The following is a 21,247-nucleotide window of genomic DNA, read 5'->3' on the forward strand; positions in this document are numbered from 1 at the left end:
GCCTCGACCTCGCCCCTCCATCACCGACCACATCACGCTCGCCGACGCCGTCTGCGCAATGCGCCGGCCGGCAAACGAGATCGGCGACCCGGTCCACCGCAGCCTCGCCCTGACGAGCCGTCCAGAGGTCGCCTCGGGCGGGGGGAGTCAGGCGAGGTCGGGCAGGGTGCGCCGGGTGACCTCGCGGGCGTCGTCGGCGGGGACCCCCAGCATGCGCAGGACCATCTCGGCCAGGTCCGAGGCGGCCTCGTCGCCGTCGAGGTCGGGGCGGGCCAGCCTCAGCGCCACGAGGGACAGCAGAGTCCCGCCGAGGGCGGACAGGGCGGTGGTCGGGTTGGTGCAGGTGAAGCGGCCCGTGGCGATGCCGATCTCCAGGTCGCGGAGCGCTCGTGGGGACAGGCCGCTCTGGGCGTGAATGTGGGCCAGACCGCGATCACGCAGGATCCGCATGAGTTCCGGATGCGAGTCGGCCATCCGGGCGGTGAGCCGGAAGCCGGCCGCGACGAGTTCGGCCGGGTCCTCGATTCCTTCGACACGCTCGTCGATGGCCTGACCGAACTCCTCCAGGGCGTCCGTCACCGCGGCGTCGAACAGCTCCGTCTTGGACTCGAAGTGGTTGTAGAAGGAGCCGAAACCGACGTCCGCGCGCTCGGCGATGGCCTGGATGCTGGCGCTGGTGTCCCCGGTCTCCGCGAGGATCTGCCGGGCCGCGCGGACGAGCGCCTGGCGGGTCTCGGCGCGGCGCCGCTCGAAGCGGTTCTTGGGCGGGGCTGACGTCGGCATACGGCGAGTGTAACAACCGTCGCGATGAGTCTGCCATTACTGATGAGGTTATCAATTATTTGGGTCCACCCTATTGACGATGGGTTACGGCAAAGTTGATGATTTCCTCATTACAGCAGTGTTGCTTGGAGGACACCATGTCCCACACCCCCGTTAACAGCGCCGATCCCCGGACGCCCCACCAAGACCTCCACAGTGAGCAGGGCGCCCTGCGCGGAGAGCACCCAGGACGTTCCCGGAATCCCGTGATCAAGGTGGCGGATCTGGCCTGGCTCGAGTTCGAGAAGCCGGACCTGGACCGGGCCGAGGTCTTCGCGCGTGACTTCGGGTTCGCGATCGCCGCCCGCACCGAGGGGGAGTTGTGGCTGCGCGGCACCTTCGCGGGCTCACCCTGCATGGTCATCCGGCGGGGGCGTGCGTCCCGGTTCATCGGGCCGGCGTTCCGCGCGGCCGAGCGGGCCGACCTGGACCGGCTGGCCCGCGCCACCGGCAGTACCGTCCGGGACATCGGCGTACCGGGCGGTGGGCAGTCGGTCGCCCTGCTCGATCCCTCGGGCCTGCCGGTCCGGGTCGTGCACTGCGCCGAGCAGCTGCCCGCGCTGGCCGAGCAGGAGCCGCTGATCCTCAACTTCGGTACAGATCACCGTCGTACGAACGCCACCCAGCGCCCGCCCCGTGAGCCGTCCCGTATCCAGCGGCTGGGCCATGTGGTTCTGGAAACACGGGTGTTCGCCCGCACCCTGGACTGGTACCTGGACACCCTCGGGATGATCGTGTCCGACTTCCTGTTCCTGGACGGGCAGCGCGGGCGCGGGCCGACGATGGCGTTCATCCGGTGTGACCAGGGGAGCGTGGCCGTCGATCACCACACGCTGGCCCTGCACCTGGGGCCCGGAACCGGCTACGTCCACTCCGCCTACCAGGTCACCGACCTCGACACGATCGCCGCCGGTGGGGAGTACCTCGCCGAGCGCGGCTACCAGCGCAGCTGGGGCATCGGCCGGCACATCCAGGGCAGCCAGCTGTTCGACTACTGGCGCGATCCCGACCGCTTCATGCTGGAGCACTTCGCCGACGGCGACCTCTTCTCCTGCGACCTGGAGCCCGGCTGGGCACCGATGTCGGCGAGCGGCCTGGCCCAGTGGGGTCCGCCGGTCACCCGCGACTTCCTGGGCGCCAGCCCTTCCCCCGCCAAGCTGCGCGAGGTCATGACGGCCCTGCGTGGCGACAACGAACTCGACCCCGCACGCCTGCTGGGCCTGATGAAAGCGATGAGCTCATGAGTACCAACGTTCTGCGTACCACCGACGGCTGGTGGGTCGTCCGGGACGAACGCGCCGTCCGCATCGAGACCAAGGCCGCCACCACCGCCGAACTGCTCGCCGACCGCGACGCGGTCACCGAAGCCGCCGCCTCCGCCGAGAGCGGCACGCCCGTCGCCGACCTGGTGGCGCTGCCTCCGGTCACCACCCCGTGCCGGGTGGTCGCCCAGATGGTCAACTACCGCAGCCACGCCAAGGATTCGGGCTTCACCGGCGACATCCCGCCCACCTTCTTCCGCAAGGCGTCCGGCTCGGTCAGCGGCCCCCACGACACGATCATCCGCCCCGCGCACGTGAAGTTCCTCGACTACGAGGTGGAACTCGGCCTCGTCATGGGCGCCACCCTGCCCGTGGGCACCGTCGTCGAGGAGCAGGACCTGCCGCGCTACGTCGCCGCCCTCGTCCTGACCAACGACGTCAGCGCCCGCGATGTCCAGCTGACCAAGACCCAGTTCTACGAGAGCAAGTCCTATCCGACCTTCACACCGACGGGTCCGTACCTGGCCCTGCTGGAGCCCGAGGACTTCACCCATCTGCTGAACCTGCGGCTGCGGCTGTCGGTCAACGGCGTGTCACGCCAGGACCGCACGCTGGCCGACATGATCGTGCGGCCCGCACAGGCGCTCACCCTGCTCGCCCGCTTCCAGACCCTCGCCCCGGGCGACCTGCTGCTGACCGGCACTCCCGGCGGCACGGCCCTGAAGGCCCCGCCCAAGCCGGCCGAGAAGATCGCTGCGCTGCTGCCGCCCGCACTGAAGTGGAAGGCGTTCTTCAAGGGCCAGGCCAAGAACCCCAAGTACCTGCGCAACGGTGACCTCGTCACCGCCACGATCGCCACCCCGGACGGACGGATCGACCTCGGCGAGCAGCGGACCCCTATCACGGACGCACCATGAAGGCCACAGCCCGTAGACCGGTGGTGATCATCGGTGCCGGACCCGTCGGGGTCACGGCCGCCCTGCTGCTCGCCCGGCACGGAGTGCGCAGCTTGCTCCTCGAACGTCACCGGGACGTCTACCCCCTGCCGCGCGCCGTCGTCGTGGACGACGAGATCCGCCGGATCCTGCAGAGCGCCGGTGTCCACGAGGAGTTCGCTTCCCTCGCCCGCCCGGCGCCCGGACTGCGGCTGCTGGACGCCGGGCGCCGCGTGATCGCCGAATTCCCGCGGTCCATGCACGGACACCACGGCTTCCCGCAGACCAGCATGTTCGACCAGCCCGATCTGGAACGCCTGCTGCGTGACGCCCTGGCGCGCCGCCCGGAGTGCGAGCTGTGGAGCGGGGTGGAGGTCGTGTCCGTGACCCAGTCCGGCGTGCGGGACACCGACGGACCGAACGATCCGACGGGTCCGGTCCGGGTCACCCTTCGTCGCGACGGCTGCGACGAGGACGAGCACCTGTGGGCCGATGCCGTCCTCGGCTGCGACGGTGCGGGCAGTCTCACCCGTGACGCCATCGGCGCCGTGTGGGAGGACCTGCACTTCGAGGAGAGCTGGCGGGTCATCGACGTGCGCACCAGCCGCCCGGTGCGCACCTGGGAAGGCGCCGAGCAGATCTGCTCCCCCACCCAGCCGGCCACCTTCATGCGCGTCAGTGAGGACCGCTACCGCTGGGAGTTCAGGCTGGCCGACGATCAGCACCTGGACGGCCCGGACGGATGGGAGCGCCTGCGCGAGCTGGTCGCCCCCTGGGTGGACCTGCCGTCCGACTCCTCGCAGGGCGACGACTTCGAGGTGGTGCGGCAGGCGCAGTACACCTTCCGGGCCCGCCTCGCCGACCGGTGGCGCAAGGGGCGTGTCTTCCTGCTGGGCGACGCCGCCCATCTCACCCCGCCCTTCGTCGGCCAGGGACTGTGCGCGGGCCTGCGCGACGCCCGAAACCTCACCTGGAAGCTCGCCCAGGTCCTCCAACGGGGCGCACACGAGGGGCTGCTGGACACCTACGAACGCGAGCGCAAGCCGCACGCCCGCCATGTGATCCGCGTGGCGGTCGCCGTCGGCTGGGCCATGACCGGCGGACAGGACCGCGGTGCGGCGTTCCGCCGGGCCGTCGTGGGCACGGCCTGTCGCATCCCCGGTGTGACCGCGGCGGTGAGCCGTGACCTCAGTCCCGCCCTGACCGCCGGTCCACTCGTACGGCGCCGCCCCAGGCTGACCGGCCGCGTGCTGGCCGGCACCTTCGGCCCGCAGCCCTGGGTACGGCACGGCGGCAGGCGAGTGCGCCTCGATGACGTCCTCGGGGACTCCTTCGCCGTCCTGACCGCTGTGCCACCCACTGCGCAGATGACGGCCGTGGCCACGGCACTCGGCGCCCCGACGATCCACGTCGACGATCTGGGCGACGACGGCACCCTGGCCGGCTGGCTGGCACGCGGCCGTGCCGACGCCGTCCTGCTGCGCCCCGACCGCGTCGTGATGGACACGGTCCCGACCGGCACCGGCGACTTCACGGACACCGTCGCCTGGGCCCCCCTGCTGCACACGGCCCGCCATACCGCCGACGCCCGGCCCGCCTGACGAGGAGCTCCACACCATGACCACCCCGCACCCCGAGCCGTATACGGAACCCTTCTTCACTCCCGACCCGAAGTCGGCCGCCCACAGCCGCATCGCGGACTTCGCCCGATGGGCGGCCCGGCACCGGGGCGCCGAAGGGATCCAGGACCCCACGGACTACCGAGCCCTGTACCAGTGGTCCGTCACCGACCTCGAAGGGTTCTGGGCCGCGGTGTGGGAGTACTTCGACATCGACGCGACGACTGAGTACGAGCGGGTGCTGGCCGAGGAGACCATGCCCGGCGCCCGCTGGTTCCCCGGCACCACGCTCAACTACACGCATCACGCACTGCGCAACCTGCAGCCGGACGCTCCCGCGATCACCGCCCTGGACGAGACCGGAGCCGGCTATGAGATCACGGGCCGGGAGCTGCGCGCCCGGGTCGCCTCCGTCGCTGCCAGCCTGCGCGACCTGGGCGTCGGACAGGGCGACCGGGTGGTGGGCTATCTGCCCAACACCCCCCACGCCGTCATCGCCTTCCTCGCCACCGCAAGCCTGGGCGCGGTGTGGTCGGTGTGCGGCCAGGACTACGCACCCAAGGCCGCCGCCGACCGCTTCACCCAGCTCGAACCCACGGTGCTCATCACCGCTGACGGCTACCTCTTCAACGGCGCCACCCACGACCGCCGCGCCGCCTCGTTCGAACTCGCCGCCGCCCTGCCGACGGTGAAGGCCACGGTGCTCGTGGACCACGTGGGCCTTGCGTGGCCCGAGGGCGGGGACTCGGGGCTGACGGTTCCCTGGGAGGACGCGGTCAGCCGTGTCGAGTACCTCACCATCGCCCCGGTGCCGTTCGACCACCCCCTGTGGGTCGTCTTCTCCTCCGGCACCACCGGACTGCCCAAGGGCATCGTCCACGGGCACGGCGGGGTCCTGCTCGAACACCTCAAGACCCTCGGCCTGCACACCGATCTGGGCACCGGGGATCGCCTGCTGTGGTACACCACCACCCACTGGATGATGTGGAACCTGGTCGTCTCCACCCTGCTGACCGGTGCCACCACCTGCACCTACGACGGCAGCCCGGTTCCGCAGGCGCGTCCGGACGTCCTGTGGGAGCTGGCGGCCCGTCACAAAGTCACCGTCTTCGGCACCAGTCCTCAGTACCTGCTGACCATGGCCAAGCTGGGCATCGAACCCGCCGTGCACGACCTGTCGGCCATCCGCGTCGTCGGCTGCACCGGCTCCGCTCTGCCCGCCTCCGCCTACCCCTGGGTCCGCGACCACGTGGGCGCCAGCGTCCAGTTGGCCTCCACCAGCGGCGGTACGGACATCGTCTCCGGCTTCGCCGGCAGCGCCTCCACGACCCCCGTCTGGGCGGGGGAGCTGTCCGCCCCCAGCCTCGGCGTGGCCCTGGCCGCCTACGACGCGACGGGCACCCCTGTCCTCGACCAGGTCGGCGAACTGGTCGTCACCCGGCCCATGCCGTCCATGCCGCTGTACTTCTGGAACGACCCCGACGGCAGCCGCTACCGCGACGCCTACTTCGGCGCCTACCCCGGTGTGTGGCGGCACGGCGACTGGATCACACTCACCTCGCACGGCTCGGTGGTCGTCCACGGCCGCTCCGACGCCACCCTCAACCGCAACGGCGTGCGCCTGGGCAGTGCCGACATCCACGACGTCGTCGAACGCCTCCCCGAGATCACCGAGGCTCTCGTCATCGGTGCGGAGGAACCCGACGGCCGCTACTGGATGCCGCTCTTCGTGGTCCTCGCCGACGGGGTCGCCCTGGACGACTCCCTGCGCGTCCGGATCCGCGACGCGATCCGCACCGGGGCCTCACCCCGCCACGTCCCCGACGAGATCCTCGCCGTACGGGCCCTCCCGCACACGAAGACCGGCAAGAAGCTCGAGGTTCCCGTCAAGCGCCTGCTCCAGGGTGCCCCTGCCGAGCAAGTCCTGAACCCCGAGGCGGTCGACAATCCCGAGCTGATCGCCTACTTCGCCCGCCTGGGCGCGGAGCGGAACAAGCGGTCAGCACACGACACCTGACGTCGGCCAGGGGACCACAGGCGCACGTGACAGCACCGGGTCCTTGTGCCCTGCCCGGCTCCGCAAACCCCGTCCCCAGGGGGTGGTGCCGGGGCGGTCAACCCGCCCCGGCACCACACACAACCGAAGTAAGAGAGAAATGATGAGCATGACCGACCGCGAACCGCAGGCCCTCGATGTCCTCGACGACGTCGGACGAAAGGTGCTGTTCACCGAGGCCCGCACCGCGAACACCTTCGCCGAGGTGGCCGTTGCCGACGACGAACTGGCCATGATCTGGGAACTCGCCCGCTGGTCGCCGAGCGCCGCCAACGGCCAGCCTCTGCGCGTGCTCTTCGTGCGGACCCGCGAGGGCAAGGAGCGACTCGTCCGGCATCTCGACGAGGGCAACAGGGCCAAGACGCTCAGTGCGCCGGCCGTGGCGGTCCTGGCGTACGACCTCGACTTCCACGAGCAGATGCCGACCGTCTTCCCGGCCCGCGGGGACTTGCTGCGAGCGGCGTTCGCCGACCAGATCGACGCGCGCGAGAGCATCGCGGCCTACAACTCGGCACTCCAGACCGGGGTCTTCCTGCTCGCGGTCCGCGCGGCGGGGTTCGGGGCCGGTCCCATGGCGGGCTTCGACAAGGCCGGCGTGGACGAGGAGTTCTTCGCCGGTACCAGCTGGCGCTCGCATCTGGTGGTCAACATCGGTCACCCCGGTGCCGACCCGTGGTTCCCGCGGCTGCCCCGCGTGCCCGTCGAGCACGCCCTCGCCTGGGCCTGACGGCACTGCAGCCGCCTGGTTGCGCGGGATCCGAAGTCCGATCAGCCCGAGAGTGGTCGGCGTGGAAGTGAGAGGTGCCATGCCGTGGGCGCCGGTGCTCTCCTGAGTACCGGCGCTCATTTCTTCTCCCCTGCCCGGGGTGGCTGTGATGGACTTTCTGGAAGCGACCGTCCTCATAGCGGCCATCAACGAGTGGCTTCAGCCCGGGTGATCATGAGGTGCCGTGTGTCATGCGGAGAGTGAGCGCCTGGAGGGGGAGTTCTCGCGCTCGGTGACGCAATGCAGAGCCGACCGAGCCCGCACCGAGCGGCCAACAGCGCCCCACGAACTGCACCAGTGACAGGAGCACCCGTTGCTGCGCTGGCGGATCGCTCTGGCCCGAAAGAGAAAACCCGTGAGTAACCAGACAAAGCACATGTGTATCGCTATCACCTCCGTGGTGGTGGCGGGCGGAGCCGTAGTCGGTGTCGGGGGTACCGCGTCGGCTGCGGTGTCCGAGCATGTCCAGCACCCGGCTGTCGGTGTCGCGGCCGACAACCACCGCTCGGGCGGCGGCGATGAGCACAACTGGGACCGGAGCGACGACCGCCGGTCGGGCCGCGATCACGACTACTGCCGGGACAGCGACCACGCATAGCGCTCGGACCGCGACCGCGACTACCGCCGGGACCGTGGTGACGGCCACCGCCGGGACCACGGCACCAGCTCCTCGTGGGGCGATCGCGGTGGGGACCGCGACGGCGGGAGCCACTACAACCACGACCGGCAGGGCAGTGGCCGCTGACACGAACACGGCTCTTGCCAGGCAACCGAGGTTGCCTGCATCCCTGTGATGCCCCCCCCGGCGGTCAGCGGTGGCTTTGTCTGCTCCTGCCGACCGGCCGGACACCCCGGCGACCGCGCGAGATGTTGCCGGTGTCAGCCGGTCCCCAGGTATGCGGCACTCCGCTGCCCCGACAAAAGAGCACGCTCTCGAGCCGCCGACGCCGACGCCGCGGATTGTCCCCGTGCTGAAGCGGTGTCAGCGTTCTGCGTCTTCCACCGCCTGCTTAATGCCGCGCAATGCCACGTCGAGGCCGTGATGGATCTGCTCGGCTTCCGTGTGCTCGGTATGCAGCTCCACGGTGAGGCGGCAGGTATCGGCGGTCTCACCAGGGCCCACGTGCAGCTGCCCGTGATAGTCGTGCGGCCCTGGCACACCCCACTCCAGGCTCTTGCCGTCCTCGACCACTGCCAGCCACGCCTCACTGGTCACGTCCTGTTCCGGCGCATCAACGGGTTCGACGTGGGCGGTGACGGTGACCTTGTCGCCGTAGTGAGGGCGCGCGGCCCTGAGCCGCGGCATGTAGGAATGCAGATGCTGCACATCGGACAGGTAGGCAAAGAGCCGGTCCGAGGGCACGTGCACGGTGATGCTGTCACTGTAGTCACCCATAGTTCGAACAGGTCCCCCGAGCGCTCTGTGACGAAACGGAACAGAGCATCGGTCGCCCGGTTCGCGCGGAGACCACCGCAGCCCGGTGCACCGAACGCAGAAACCGGAGGCTGGCGAGTGGCTCGGTTGCGGCCATGGAGGCAGCCTTACGGGTGGAATTCGCTCCGGCAGCGTTCGACAAGCCCGAAGTGCTGCACCAGCAGGCCCTGCAAGCACTGATCGGCCACTCCGCCAGGGCGAACGTGTCGGCAGCCTGCCTGCTGCGGTCGGAGCCGGTCATGGACGTGGCCGGGATGGCGATGGAGAAGGTTTCGGTAACGAGCTCGTACGAGCGGCTCACATGGCGGTGGGAAACGATCTGCATGAGACGAGGCGCTTTCCGGCCCAACCCGACATCGCTCGCGCGACAACATATTGCATAAACGTGCAGCGAAACGTATAGTCATGCCATCTAGGAGGAGGGTTCCATGGTGGTACGCGCAGCAGTGGCGGGAGCGAGTGGGTACGCGGGCGGCGAAGCCCTGCGTCTGCTCCTGGCGCACCCCGAGGTCGAGATCGGTGCCCTGACGGGCAACGCCAACGCGGGCCAGCGCCTCGGCGCACTGCAGCCGCACCTGCTGCCGCTGGCCGACCGAGTCCTCCAGGAGACCACCCCGGACGTCCTCGCCGGCCACGACGTCGTCTTCCTCGCGCTGCCCCACGGGCAGTCCGCCGCCGTCGCCGAGCAGCTCGGCCCGGACGTCCTCGTCGTCGACATGGGCGCCGACTTCCGGCTCAAGGACCCGGCGGACTGGGAGAAGTTCTACGGCTCCGCGCACGCCGGCACCTGGCCCTACGGCCTTCCCGAACTGCCGGGCGCCCGCGCCGCGCTGGAGGGGTCCAAGCGCATCGCGGTGCCCGGCTGCTACCCCACGGCCGTCTCCCTCGCCCTCTTCCCGGCGTACGCGGCCGCACTCGCCGAGCCCGAGGCCGTGATCGTCGCCGCGTCCGGGACCTCCGGCGCCGGCAAGGCCGCCAAGCCCCATCTGCTCGGCAGCGAGGTCATGGGCTCCATGTCCCCGTACGGAGTCGGCGGCGTCCACCGCCACACCCCCGAGATGATCCAGAACCTCGGCGCGGCGGCGGGGGAGCCGGTCACCGTCTCCTTCACGCCCACCCTCGCGCCGATGCCCCGGGGCATCCTCGCCACGTGCAGCGCGAAGGCGCGTGCAGGGGTCACCGGTGAGTCCCTGCGCGCCGCGTACGAGAAGGCGTTCGCCGACGAGCCCTTCGTCCACCTGCTGCCCGAGGGGCAGTGGCCCGCCACCGCGTCCGTCTACGGTTCCAACGCCGTTCAGGTCCAGGTCGCGTACGACGAAGCGACGCACCGCATCATCGCGATCAGCGCCATCGACAACCTGGCCAAGGGCACGGCCGGCGGGGCCGTGCAGAGCATGAACATCGCCCTCGGGCTTCCCGAGGAAACGGGTCTTTCCACGATCGGAGTCGCACCGTGAGTGTCACGGCAGCACAGGGATTCCAGGCTGCGGGCATCGCCGCCGGGATCAAGGAGAACGGCAACCCCGACCTGGCCCTCGTGGTCAACAACGGGCCCCGCCTCGCCGCCGCGGGCGTCTTCACCTCCAACCGCGTCAAGGCCGCGCCGGTCCTCTGGTCCGAGCAGGTCCTCAAGAGCGGTCAGGTCTCCGCCGTGATCCTCAACTCCGGCGGTGCCAACGCCTGTACGGGCCCCAAGGGTTTCCAGGACACGCACGCGACCGCCGAGAAGGTCGCCGAGGTCCTCGACGTCAACGCCGGCGACGTCGCCGTGGCGTCGACCGGGCTCATCGGCGTACTCCTGCCGATGGACAAGCTGCTGCCGGGGGTCGAGTCGGCCGCCGCCCAGCTCTCGGCGCACGGTGGCGAGAAGGCCGCCATCGCCATCAAGACCACCGACACCGTGCACAAGACCTCGGTGCACACGGGCGACGGCTGGACCGTCGGCGGCATGGCCAAGGGTGCGGGCATGCTCGCCCCCGGCCTCGCCACCATGCTCGTCGTGCTGACGACGGACGCGGACCTCGACTCCGAGACCCTCGACAGGGCGCTGCGCGCCGCCACCCGCACCACCTTCGACCGCGTCGACTCCGACGGCTGCATGTCGACCAACGACACCGTGCTGCTGCTCGCGTCCGGCGCCTCCGCGGTCACCCCCGAGTACGCGGAGTTCGCCGAGGCCGTACGGAAGGTCTGTGACGACCTCGGTCAGCAGCTCATCCGGGATGCCGAGGGCGCCAGCAAGGACATCAAGATCGAGGTCGTGAACGCCGCGAGCGAGGAAGACGCCGTCGAGGTGGGCCGCTCCATCGCCCGCAACAACCTCCTCAAGTGCGCGATCCACGGCGAGGACCCCAACTGGGGGCGGGTGCTGTCCGCGATCGGCACGACCGGCGCCGCCTTCGAGCCCGACCAGCTCAACGTCGCCATCAACGGCGTCTGGGTCTGCAAGAACGGCGGCGTCGGCGAGGACCGCGAGCTCGTCGACATGCGCTACCGCGAGGTCCACATCGTCGCCGACCTCGCCGCGGGCTCCCAGACCGCCACGATCTGGACCAACGACCTCACCGCGGACTACGTCCACGAGAACAGCGCCTACTCGTCATGAGCAATGTGACGCGGAAACACACCGCACTGCCCAAGGCCCGGATCCTCATCGAGGCACTCCCGTGGCTGACCCGCCACAACGGCAAGACGGTCGTCATCAAGTTCGGCGGAAACGCCATGGTGAACGAGGAGCTGAAGGCCGCCTTCGCCCAGGACGTGGTGTTCCTGCGGCAGGCAGGACTCAAGCCCGTCGTCGTGCACGGCGGCGGCCCGCAGATCAGCGCCGCCCTCGACCGGCACGGCATCGTCAGCGAGTTCAAGGCGGGCCTGCGCGTCACCACCGAGGACGCCATGGACGTCGTACGCATGGTCCTGGCCGGTCAGGTGCAGCGCGAGCTGGTCGGACTGCTCAACCAGCACGGGCCGCTCGCCGTCGGCATGACCGGCGAGGACGCGCACACCATCACCGCCACCAAGCACCAGCCCGAGATCGACGGGGAGTTGGTCGACATCGGGCGGGTGGGCGAGATCACCGCGATCGACACGGGCGCGATCGAGGCACTGCTCGCCGACGGCCGGATCCCGGTCGTCTCCTCGATCGCCCGGAGCCAGGACGACGGACATGTCTACAACGTCAATGCTGATACGGCGGCTGCGGCTCTCGCTGCGGCACTGGGCGCCGAAACCCTCATGGTCCTCACGGACGTCGAGGGCCTCTACGAGGACTGGCCCGACAGCGACGAGGTGATCAGCCGTCTGACCGCCTCCGAACTGGAAAAGCTGCTGCCCGAACTGGCCAGCGGCATGGTGCCGAAGATGGAGGGCTGTCTGCACGCCGTGCGCAACGGCGTCACCACCGCCCGCGTCATCGACGGCCGGGTCCAGCACTCGATCCTGCTGGAGATCTTCACCGACGAGGGGATCGGCACGATGGTCGTGCCGGACGCACGGCCCGATGAACAGGGGGACGCCGAATGACCGGGACCAACGCGGAGCTCACCCAGCGGTGGCAGGGCGCGCTCATGGACAACTACGGCACCCCGCGGCTGCCGCTCGTCCGCGGCGAGGGCACCCGACTGTGGGACGCCGACGGCAAGGAGTACCTCGACTTCGTCGGCGGTATCGCGGTCAACGCGCTCGGCCACGCCCACCCGGCGATCGTCGAGGCCGTGAGCCGGCAGATCGCCTCCCTGGGCCATGTCTCCAACCTCTTCGTCGCCGAGCCGCCGGTCGCGCTCGCCGAAAGGCTGCTCCAGCTCTTCGGCCGCGAGGGACGGGTGTACTTCTGCAACTCGGGTGCCGAGGCCAACGAGGGCGCGTTCAAGATCGGCCGGCTGACCGGCCGGAGCCACATGGTGGCGACCCACGGCGGCTTCCACGGCCGCACGATGGGCGCGCTCGCGCTCACCGGCCAGCCCGGCAAGCAGGAGCCGTTCCTGCCGCTGCCCGGTGACGTGACGCACGTCCCCTACGGTGACGCGCAGGCGCTGGCCGCGGCGGTCACCGAGGACACCGCCCTTGTGATCATCGAGCCGATCCAGGGCGAGAACGGCGTGGTCGTACCCCCGCCCGGCTACCTCAAGGCCGCTCGCGCGATCACCGCCGCCACCGGCAGCCTCCTCGTCCTCGACGAGGTGCAGACCGGCATCGGCCGCACCGGGCCCTGGTTCGCCTACCAGGACCACGAAGGTGTCCTGCCGGACGTCGTCACCCTCGCGAAGGGCCTCGGCGGCGGACTGCCGCTCGGCGCGACCGTCGCCTTCGGCCGGGCCGCCGAGCTGCTGAAGCCCGGCCACCACGGTTCGACCTTCGGCGGCAACCCGGTCGTCTGTGCCGCCGGACTCGCCGTCCTCGACACGATCGCGTCCGAGGGGCTCCTCGAGAACGTGAAGGCCGCGAGCGAGAAACTGCGGGGCGGAATCGAGTCACTCGGTAACTCGTTGATCGACCATGTCCGAGGTGCGGGCCTGCTCCTGGGTATCGTGCTCACCGAGCCGCTCGCGCCCCAGGTGCAGCAGGCGGCTCAGGACGCCGGTCTCCTGGTCAACGCGCCCGCCCCCGATGTCGTACGGCTGATGCCCCCGCTGAACCTGAGCGACGACGAGGTGGACGCGTTCCTCCAGGCCCTTCCCGGTGTCCTCGACGCTGTAGCCAACGGGGACGGACGAGCCAAAGAATGAGACGACGACGATGAGCCAGGCGCAGGATCACGAGCACGTCGGGCCTGCCGTGCCGCAGACCCGCACCGCACGCCACCGCCGGATCGTGGACATCCTCAACCGGCAACCGGTGCGATCCCAGAGCCAGTTGGCGAAGCTTCTCGCCGACGACGGGCTGAGCGTCACGCAGGCGACGCTCTCCCGGGACCTGGACGAGCTGAACGCGGTGAAGATCCGCAACAACGACGGCGACCTCATCTACGCGGTGCCGAGCGAGGGCGGTTTCCGCACCCCCCGCGCGCCGCTGGGGGAGTCGGCGAAGGAGGAGCGGATGCGGCGGCTCTCGGCGGAGCTGCTGATCTCCGCGGAGGCGTCCGCGAACCTCGTGGTTCTCCGTACCCCGCCGGGGGCGGCGCAGTTCCTCGCCTCCGCCATCGACCAGGCCGAGCTGCAGGACATTCTCGGGACGATCGCCGGTGACGACACGTTGCTGCTGATCAGTCGTAATCCGACGGGCGGGCAGGCCTTGGCCGATCACCTGTTGCGGTTGGCTCAGAACAATCATTGAGCTGTACGACGGTGGAGGCGCACCCCGGGTTGGGGTGCGCCTCCGGTCTCACCCCAGGCGTTGAGCCAAGCCCCCGGTGCATCTGACCTCGTCTCCCGCCGTGATCAGTAAGGCCTCGATGTCGGGGAGGGACTCCAGCCAGGTCAGGGCCTCTCGGGAGCCCATCGCGAAGGCTGCTGTCGCCCAGGCGTCCACCCAGGTCAGGTGGGGACCCACCACGGTCACGGCGACCAGGTCGGTGACCGCGGAGCGGCCGGTGCGGGGGTCGACGATGTGGGCGCCGCGTTCGGCGGTGCCGGAGGTGGCCACGGACAGTTCGTCGACTCCGGCCGCGGAGACCACGGCCGCGAGTGAACCGGGACGCAGCGGGTCCGAGACGCCGACCCGCCACGGGCGGTGCGTGCCGGGCGCGCCGAGCAGCTGGACGTCGCCGCCGCCGTTCACGCTGACTCCGCCGGCGCCGGCCGCCGCCAGGTGGCGGGCCACGCGCTCGGTCGCCCAGCCCTTGACGATCCCCGTCGGGTCGAGCCGGCCCTCGTACGTCGAGCTGAACCAGCCGTCGCTGACCCGCTCCGCCTCGGCGCACAGGCCGAGCACCTCGGCGACCTCCGGATCGCACTCCTCGACCGTCAGCTCACCGCGCGCGAGGCGCGAGATCTGGCTGTCCTCCCGATAGGTGCTGAACACCTCGTCCGCCCGGTGGAGTTGGGTGACCGCCTCCTCCAACGCGGTCCGCACGGCCGTGGGTTCGCCGCCGCGCACGTCGAAGGAGAAGACGGTGCCCATGACTTCTTCCGCGTGCCGCAGGGCGGGCGGCTCCTGGTCCGGGTCAGCCACCGGCCTTGTCCAGGGCCGACTGCAGGGACTGCTTGTAACCGGTGCTGGTGTAGGTGGCACCGGAGACGGCGTCGATGGTCGCGTTCCCGGCCGCGACCGCCTCCTGGTTGAGCTTGGGCACGGCCATCGCGGTCTTCTGGTCGCTCAGCCCGCCCTTGGGCGCCTGCACGGCCTCGGACTTGGTGATCTTTCCGCCGCTGACGGTGATACGGACCTGGACCGGCCCGTACTGGGTCTGCGTGACGTCGCCGGTGACCGTCTGGGCCCCCGCGGACGACTGCTGCGCGCTGCCGCCCTGGGGCGACTCCTGTCCCACCACCGACTGCTGGGGCGCTCCACCCTGTGCCGACGCGGACGCCGGATCGGAGGCGGGCTTCAGCGACAGCAGCAGGACGATTCCGGACACGGTGGCGGCGCCGGCCAGCACGACACGCCGCAAGGGGTGGCTCTTCTTCATCGCTCCTGACTCCCGTCGCTCACATCTCGAACGACTCGTGATGGATGCGGCGGGCGGGAACCCCCGCGCCGCGCAGTGCTTCGTAGACCTGCTGCGCGAAGCCGGGCGGCCCGCACATGAAGACGTCGTGGCGGTCGATGTCCGGCAGCTTGCGGCTCAGGGTCTCCGCCGAGATGTCCGGGCGCTCGCCCTCCGGGCTGTTCACCGCGTACATCAACCGGGCCCCGCGCTCCTCGGCGATCGCCGCCAGCTCGTCCCACAGGGCCAGGTCCTGGGTGGTGTTGGCCCGGTAGAGCAGCGTCAGGTCACCCGCCGCGCCGGGCAGCGTCTCGAACAGCGCCCGCATCGGAGTGATGCCGACCCCGCCCGCCACCAGCAGCACCTTGCCCCGGCTGCGCTTGCCCGCCGTCAGCGCCCCGTACGGGCCCTCGGCCCAGACCCGGGTGCCTGGCTGCAGGTCGCGCAGCGCCGAGCTGTGGTCGCCGATCGCCTTCACCGTGATGCGCAGCATGTTGGGGCGGGGCGCCGCCGACAGTGAGTACGGGTGGGAGCTGAGCCGCATGCCCGGCGCCAGGAAGCGCCAGCGGAAGAACTGCCCGGCCTCGGCGCCCATGCGGTGCAGCTTGCGCCCGCTGATCAGCACCGAGACGATCCCGGGGGTCTCCTCGATCACGGCCTCGACCCGCATCCGGTGCTTCAGGTTCAACCGGATCGGCGAGAGGATGCGGTACCAGATCACCAGGGCCGTCACCGACCCGTACAGCCCGTACCAGACCGTCTTGGCGGTCGGCTCGACGGCGAACTCGTTGCCCGTGGACAGCTGGTGCCAGAACGTCAGGAAGACGGCGGCGTAGGTGAGCAGGTGGATGTGGTACCAGGTGTCGTAGCCCATCCTGCGGCGCACCGGGCCCATGGAGAGCAGGCCGATCAGGAACAGCAGACCGGTGCCGATCGCCGCCTTGCCCATGTCGGGCAGCTGGTTGATCGAGTCGATGGTCTGCTGGACGATGTCGCCGAAGCTCTTGCCGGCCTGCAGCGCGTAGCCCCACATGATCAGCACGAGGTGCGCGAGGACCAGGCAGATCGTGTACCGGCCGCTCATGGCGTGCCAGCGTGCCACCCGGTCCGAGCCCACCCGGCGCTCCAGGGCAGGCACCCGGGCCATCTGCAGCACCACCAGCGCCATCAGATACCCCGCGAGCAGTCCGGTGATCCGGCCCGCGTTGAGGATCCTGCTGTTGTCGTCGGCGATGGACGGGGTGTTGCTCCACCACAGCCAGATGACCCCGGCCGCGCCCGCCCCGACGGCGAGCAGCAGTGGGACGGCGGGGGAGCGTCGTGGGCGAATACGGCGCAAGGTCTGGCGCCGCGCGGCGCGGCCACCGGCGATCGTGGACACGGTTCCTCCGTGGTCGTCCGTGGGGACGGGGCTAGGGGAGAGGCCCCTGGCCCAGAGATACGGGCCTCGACGGCCGTGCGTTCAGAGGCCTGCCGAGTCCAGTGCTGATTGGAGGGACTGCTTGTATCCGTCGCTGGTGTACGAGGCCCCCGAGACGGAGTCGATCTGGGCGCTTTGCGCCGCCAGCGCCTCCCTCCTGAGCTGGGGAATTGCGTAACTGTTGATCTCCTGGTCCCGTGGGTTGTCCGTGGGATAGGAGACCGCGGTCACGTCGGTGATCTTGCCGTTCTTCAGCGTGACGCGCACCTGGACGGGGCCCCAGCGGGTCTGGATCGTGTCACCGGTGACGGTCTTGGTGCCGGTGGTCTTCGTGCTTCCGGGTGATGGCGTCCGGGAGGGCGCCTGGGACTGCGACGGCGACCGCCCGGCGGACGAGGATGCCTGCGCCACGGTCGGCGGCGTGTGCGGCTTGAGCGACAGCAGCAGGACGAAACCGGTGACGGTGGTGGCCGCCGCCAGCGTCACGCGGCGCAGCGGACGGTGCTTCTTCAGGGCGTGCAAGGTGACCTCACAGCTCGAACGACTCGTGGTGGATACGGCGGTCGGGGACCCCGGCCGCGCGCAGCGCCCCGTACAGGTCCCGTGCCATGGCGGGCGGACCGCACAGATAGATGTCATGCCCGATGAGGTCGGGCACGGCCTCCCGCAGGGAATCGGCGGTGAACCGCGGACGTGTCCCGTCGGCGCCGTTGACCGCGTACAGGACGCGCGCCCCACGCCACTGCGCTATCGCCTCCAGCTCGGCGCCGAGCGCGAGGTCCTCGGCCGTGCTCGCCCGGTAGAGCAGCGTCACGTCGCCGGGCCCGCCGGGCAGCGTCTCGAACAGGGCGCGCAGCGGTGTGATGCCGACGCCGCCGGCGATCAGCAGCGCCTTGCGTCCGGTGTGCCGCTCGGCGGTCAGCGCCCCGTAGGGCCCCTCCGCCCACACCCGGGTGCCGGGCCGCAGCAGCCCCACGGCGGCACTGTGGTCGCCGAGCGCCTTCACGGTGATCCGCATCAGGTCGGGGCGCGGCGGGGCCGACAGCGAGTACGGCGTCGAGGTCCACCGCATCCCGTCGGAGAGGAACCGCCAGCGGAAGAACTGCCCTGCCTGGGCGTTCAGCTCGTCCAGCCGTTCCCCGCGTACGACGACGGAGAAGACGCCGGGCGCCTCGCGGTGCACGGACTCCACGCGCAGCTGGTGGCGCAGGTTGAGCCGTACCGGGGTGAGCAGCCGGAACCAGACGACCAGGGCGGCCGTGCCCAGGTAAAGCACGTACCAGGCGGCCTGGGCGGCGGTGTCGCCGACGAAGTCCGAGCCCAGCGCGAGCTGGTGGAAGAAGGTGAGGAACACGGCCACGTACGTCAGCAGGTGCAGGTAGTACCAGAACTCGTGGCTGATCCGGCGGCGGGCCGCGCGCGCCGAGGTGATCCCGACGGCGAAGAGGATGAGCGTGCCGGTCGTGGCCTTGAGCATGTCCGGGTAGTCGAACACCACGCTCAGCGTCTCGTGCACGATGCCCGCCCCGTCCTGGGCGGCGTATCCGAAGAGGATCAGCGTGACATGCGCCACCAGCAGGCTGACCGTGTACCGGCCGGCCATGGCGTGCCAGCGGGCGACCCGGTCGGAGCCGATCCGCCGCTCCAGCACGGGCACCCGGGCCATCAGCGCCACGAGCACCGCGCAGCTGTAGCCGCACAGCAGTCCGGCGATCCGCCCGGCGTCCGTCAGCCACCCGGCGAGGCCCACCACCGACCGCGTGTCGTACCACCACAGGGCGACGACCGCACCGGCCCCGGCCCAGAGCAGGGCCAGCAGGGGCCCGGCGGGTGAGGGACGCGGCCGTCCGCGTCCGCGTGACGGGCGAGGGACCGCTGTCCGCTCGTATACCGTGGTCATATGTCCGTCCTTCCGGCTGTCCGGGAGGAAACTGTGCTTCGGCAACTTCTGAGCGGCCTCTGAATGGGCGCCTTCGTCGCGGATTCACAGGAAACGGAGAGCGGCACATGCGGCCCGCTCAGAGGAAACTCAGAGGCGGGAGGAGGGCTGCCGGCTCCGGCGAGGGGCGATCCTGGAAGACGATATGAACACTCCCCGCTCCCGAGGCACTGGCCTGCCCGCGCTCACCCGCCCCGACGGCACCCCCGTGCGGGTCCTCGTCGTCGACGACGACCCCGACCTGGCCGAGGTGCTCTCCGGCGCCCTGCGCTACGAGGGCTGGGTGGTCCGGACGGCGGGCGACGGGGCCTCGGCCGTCACCGAGGCACGTGAGCTGATGCCGGACGCCGTCGTCCTCGACGTGATGCTCCCGGACACCGACGGCTTCGCCGTGCTGCGCACCCTGCACACCGTGCACCCCGAGGTCTGTGTGCTCTTCCTCACCGCGCGGGACGCCGTCGAGGACCGCATCGCGGGCATCACGGCGGGCGGCGACGACTACGTGACCAAGCCGTTCAGCCTGGAGGAGGTCGTCGCCCGGCTGCGCGGCCTGCTGCGTCGCGCGGGCATGGCCCGGCAACTGGACGAGGGCCCGCGCCTGACCGTCGGCGACCTCGTGATGGACGAGGAGGCCCGCGAGGTGACCCGGGGCGGCGAGCTGGTCGAGCTGTCGCCGACCGAGTTCGAACTGCTGCGCTTCCTGATGCGCAACCCGCGCCGGGTGCTCAGCAAGGCGCAGATCCTCGACCGCGTCTGGTCCTACGACTTCGGCGGCCAGGCCCATGTCGTGGAGCTGTACATCTCGTACCTGCGTAAAAAGGTGGACGCGGGCCGCGAGCCCATGATCCACACGGTGCGGGGCGCCGGGTACGTGATCAAGCCGGTGGTCGGACGATGAGCCGGCACTGGTGGCCACGGGTGCGGGCGGGCGTACGCCGGCTGCCGCGCCCGCGCACGATGCGGGCCCGCCTCACCGCCGGGCTCCTGGTGCTGCTCGCCGTCAGCTGCGCCGCCGTCGGGGTGGCCGCGGTGTACGAACTGAACGGCTTCCTCACCGGCCGCCTCGACCAGCAGCTGCACGACGTGGGGGTGCGGTTCCCCGCGAGCCTGGAGCACGGGGCCGGTATGAAGATGTCCGACCACGACGGCGACGAGAACGGCGACACCAGGCGGCAGAGCACCGGCACCTTCGGCGCGCGGCTGGTCGGCCGGGACGTCACCAACGCGGCGGTCGTGCCCTCCGGCCAGAACATCACCGACCTGAACGTGTCCTTGACCACCTCCGACCGGCGGACCCTCGCCGGTATCCGCACCGACGGCCGCGCCCACACCGTCTGCCTGTCGGCACTCGGCGACTACCGCGTGATGGCGGCGCGCGGACTGGACGGCGACGTCCTGATCGCCGGACTGCCGATGGAACCGGTCCGGGCCGCCGTGCACCGCCTGGAACTGGTCGCCGCCTGTGTCTTCGGCCTGGCCCTCGTGATCGCCGGAGTCGCCGGAGCCCTGTGGGTGCGCTGGTCGCTGCGCCCACTGAGCCGGGTCGCCGCGACCGCGACCCGGGTCAGTGAGCTGCCGCTCGCCAGCGGTGAGGTGGCGCTGCCGCCGCGCGCGCCCGAGCAGGACCCGCGCAGCGAGGTGGGCCGCCTCGCCGGCGCCTTCAACAGGATGCTCGGCCATGTCGAGGACGCGCTGACCAAGCGGCACGCGAGCGAGGAACGGCTGCGCAGCTTCGCGGCCGACGCCAGCCATGAGCTGCGCACGCCGGTCGCCTCGGTCCGCGGCCACGCCGAGCTGGCGCTGCTGCACCCGGACCCGGTGCCGCCCAAGGTCACCCGGGCCCTCGAACGCATCGCCGCCGAGTCGGCGCGGATGGGCGAGATGGTCGACGACCTGCTCCTGCTCGCCCGTCTCGACGCGGGCCGCCCGTTGGAGCGCCTTCCCGTCGACCTCACGCACCTCGTCCTCGACTCGGTCACCGACGCCCGCGCCGCGGGCCCCGACCACCGCTGGACGTTGGAACTCCCGGAGGAGCCGGTCACGGTGACGGGCGACGCCCACCGTCTCCAACAAGTGTTGGCCAACCTGTTGGCCAACGCCCGTTGGCACACGCCCGTTGGCACCAAGGTCACGGTGTCCCTGGAGACCGACGCCAAGACGGCCGTCCTGACGGTCCACGACGACGGTCCGGGAGTCCCGGAGGACGTCCAGCCCGGCGTCTTCGAACGCTTCACCAGAGCCGACCGCCGCCGCACCGGGGGAGCGGGCGGTGGCGCGGGCCTGGGGCTGTCCATCGTGGCGGCCGTGGTGGAGGCCCACGGCGGCACGGTCGAGCTGGAGAGCCGTCCGGGGGCGACAAGGTTCACGGTCCGACTGGGCGCCCAGTAAGAGGCACGGGGCTGTGACGCCA

General features: G+C 70.7%; 20 protein-coding genes and 1 pseudogene. 14 read left to right on the forward strand and 7 right to left on the reverse strand.

The window, feature by feature from the left end; all coding sequences use genetic code 11:
- Positions 1-147 precede the first annotated feature (147 nt).
- Entirely contained in the window at positions 148-783 is a 636-nt protein-coding gene (locus SMIR_RS31905; RefSeq protein ID WP_168490105.1) for a TetR/AcrR family transcriptional regulator, read from the reverse strand.
- 137 nt (positions 784-920) lie between these two features.
- Here SMIR_RS31905 and SMIR_RS31910 point away from each other — a divergent pair, with 137 nt between their 5' ends.
- The 6 genes from SMIR_RS31910 (at position 921) to SMIR_RS31935 (ending at position 8,058) form a co-directional block, all read left to right on the forward strand.
- Complete coding sequence (locus SMIR_RS31910) at positions 921-2,066, forward strand: VOC family protein (protein WP_212727688.1); 1,146 nt, start codon at positions 921-923, stop codon at positions 2,064-2,066.
- Positions 2,063-3,001, forward strand: a complete 939-nt coding sequence (locus SMIR_RS31915) for a fumarylacetoacetate hydrolase family protein (protein ID WP_168490104.1) — start codon at positions 2,063-2,065, stop codon at positions 2,999-3,001. The genes SMIR_RS31910 and SMIR_RS31915 overlap by 4 nt, the downstream gene beginning before the upstream one ends.
- A complete protein-coding gene (locus SMIR_RS31920; RefSeq protein ID WP_168490103.1) occupies positions 2,998-4,620 on the forward strand; it encodes a bifunctional 3-(3-hydroxy-phenyl)propionate/3-hydroxycinnamic acid hydroxylase MhpA in 1,623 nt (540 codons plus the stop codon). Before SMIR_RS31915 ends, SMIR_RS31920 begins: the two co-directional genes overlap by 4 nt.
- Before the next feature lie 16 nt (positions 4,621-4,636).
- Positions 4,637-6,655, forward strand: a complete 2,019-nt coding sequence (locus tag SMIR_RS31925; RefSeq protein ID WP_168490102.1) for an acetoacetate--CoA ligase — start codon at positions 4,637-4,639, stop codon at positions 6,653-6,655.
- Positions 6,656-6,803: 148 nt separating this feature from the next.
- Complete coding sequence (locus tag SMIR_RS31930) at positions 6,804-7,421, forward strand: malonic semialdehyde reductase (protein ID WP_248002860.1); 618 nt, start codon at positions 6,804-6,806, stop codon at positions 7,419-7,421.
- Positions 7,422-7,815: 394 nt separating this feature from the next.
- On the forward strand, positions 7,816-8,058 hold the full coding sequence (locus tag SMIR_RS31935) for a hypothetical protein (RefSeq protein ID WP_168490100.1): 243 nt from the start codon (positions 7,816-7,818) through the stop codon (positions 8,056-8,058).
- Positions 8,059-8,442: 384 nt separating this feature from the next.
- On the opposite strand, the gene SMIR_RS31940 is transcribed toward SMIR_RS31935, so the two are convergent.
- Positions 8,443-8,856: an SRPBCC family protein gene (locus SMIR_RS31940; RefSeq protein ID WP_212727689.1), complete on the reverse strand. Its 414-nt coding sequence runs from the start codon at positions 8,854-8,856 to the stop codon at positions 8,443-8,445.
- Between the two features lie 152 nt (positions 8,857-9,008).
- On the opposite strand from SMIR_RS31940, the gene SMIR_RS31945 reads away from it, so the two are divergent.
- The 6 genes from SMIR_RS31945 to SMIR_RS31970 are packed head-to-tail and all read left to right on the forward strand — an operon-like array spanning position 9,009 to position 14,166.
- Complete coding sequence (locus tag SMIR_RS31945) at positions 9,009-9,278, forward strand: hypothetical protein (RefSeq protein ID WP_212727690.1); 270 nt, start codon at positions 9,009-9,011, stop codon at positions 9,276-9,278.
- Between the two features lie 45 nt (positions 9,279-9,323).
- Positions 9,324-10,352 carry an N-acetyl-gamma-glutamyl-phosphate reductase gene (gene argC, locus SMIR_RS31950; RefSeq protein WP_168490097.1) on the forward strand — a complete coding sequence of 343 codons (1,029 nt, stop codon included), beginning with the start codon at positions 9,324-9,326 and terminating at the stop codon, positions 10,350-10,352.
- Entirely contained in the window at positions 10,349-11,500 is a 1,152-nt protein-coding gene (argJ, locus tag SMIR_RS31955) for a bifunctional glutamate N-acetyltransferase/amino-acid acetyltransferase ArgJ (protein ID WP_168490096.1), read from the forward strand. Before argC ends, argJ begins: the two co-directional genes overlap by 4 nt.
- Positions 11,497-12,417, forward strand: coding sequence for an acetylglutamate kinase (argB, locus tag SMIR_RS31960; protein WP_067365714.1), 921 nt, complete (start codon positions 11,497-11,499; stop codon positions 12,415-12,417). Before argJ ends, argB begins: the two co-directional genes overlap by 4 nt.
- Positions 12,414-13,619 carry an acetylornithine transaminase gene (locus SMIR_RS31965; protein WP_168490095.1) on the forward strand — a complete coding sequence of 402 codons (1,206 nt, stop codon included), beginning with the start codon at positions 12,414-12,416 and terminating at the stop codon, positions 13,617-13,619. The genes argB and SMIR_RS31965 overlap by 4 nt, the downstream gene beginning before the upstream one ends.
- Before the next feature lie 10 nt (positions 13,620-13,629).
- Positions 13,630-14,166, forward strand: coding sequence for an arginine repressor (locus tag SMIR_RS31970; RefSeq protein WP_101406180.1), 537 nt, complete (start codon positions 13,630-13,632; stop codon positions 14,164-14,166).
- Positions 14,167-14,214: 48 nt separating this feature from the next.
- Here SMIR_RS31970 and SMIR_RS31975 read toward each other — a convergent pair whose 3' ends face one another.
- From SMIR_RS31975 to SMIR_RS31995, 5 genes and pseudogenes are all read right to left on the reverse strand, one after another.
- Positions 14,215-14,952, reverse strand: coding sequence for an FAD:protein FMN transferase (locus SMIR_RS31975; protein ID WP_212728440.1), 738 nt, complete (start codon positions 14,950-14,952; stop codon positions 14,215-14,217).
- Between the two features lie 55 nt (positions 14,953-15,007).
- A pseudogene (locus SMIR_RS31980) lies at positions 15,008-15,460 on the reverse strand (FMN-binding protein); the annotation flags it as partial.
- 19 nt (positions 15,461-15,479) lie between these two features.
- On the reverse strand, positions 15,480-16,859 hold the full coding sequence (locus tag SMIR_RS31985; RefSeq protein ID WP_212727692.1) for a ferredoxin reductase family protein: 1,380 nt from the start codon (positions 16,857-16,859) through the stop codon (positions 15,480-15,482).
- Between the two features lie 81 nt (positions 16,860-16,940).
- Positions 16,941-17,420, reverse strand: a complete 480-nt coding sequence (locus SMIR_RS31990; protein ID WP_168490091.1) for an FMN-binding protein — start codon at positions 17,418-17,420, stop codon at positions 16,941-16,943.
- Positions 17,421-17,427: 7 nt separating this feature from the next.
- A complete protein-coding gene (locus SMIR_RS31995) occupies positions 17,428-18,798 on the reverse strand; it encodes a ferredoxin reductase family protein (RefSeq protein WP_168490090.1) in 1,371 nt (456 codons plus the stop codon).
- A 184-nt stretch (positions 18,799-18,982) separates the two neighbouring features.
- Between SMIR_RS31995 and SMIR_RS32000 the strand changes: the two genes are divergently transcribed.
- Together SMIR_RS32000 and SMIR_RS32005 are read left to right on the forward strand one after the other, a co-directional pair.
- Positions 18,983-19,735, forward strand: coding sequence for a response regulator transcription factor (locus SMIR_RS32000; RefSeq protein WP_168490089.1), 753 nt, complete (start codon positions 18,983-18,985; stop codon positions 19,733-19,735).
- Positions 19,732-21,225 carry a sensor histidine kinase gene (locus tag SMIR_RS32005; RefSeq protein WP_168490088.1) on the forward strand — a complete coding sequence of 498 codons (1,494 nt, stop codon included), beginning with the start codon at positions 19,732-19,734 and terminating at the stop codon, positions 21,223-21,225. Before SMIR_RS32000 ends, SMIR_RS32005 begins: the two co-directional genes overlap by 4 nt.
- The last annotated feature ends 22 nt before the right edge of the window (positions 21,226-21,247 follow it).

The organism is Streptomyces mirabilis (assembly GCF_018310535.1).
In the GTDB taxonomy this organism is placed as follows: Bacteria; Actinomycetota; Actinomycetes; order Streptomycetales; family Streptomycetaceae; genus Streptomyces.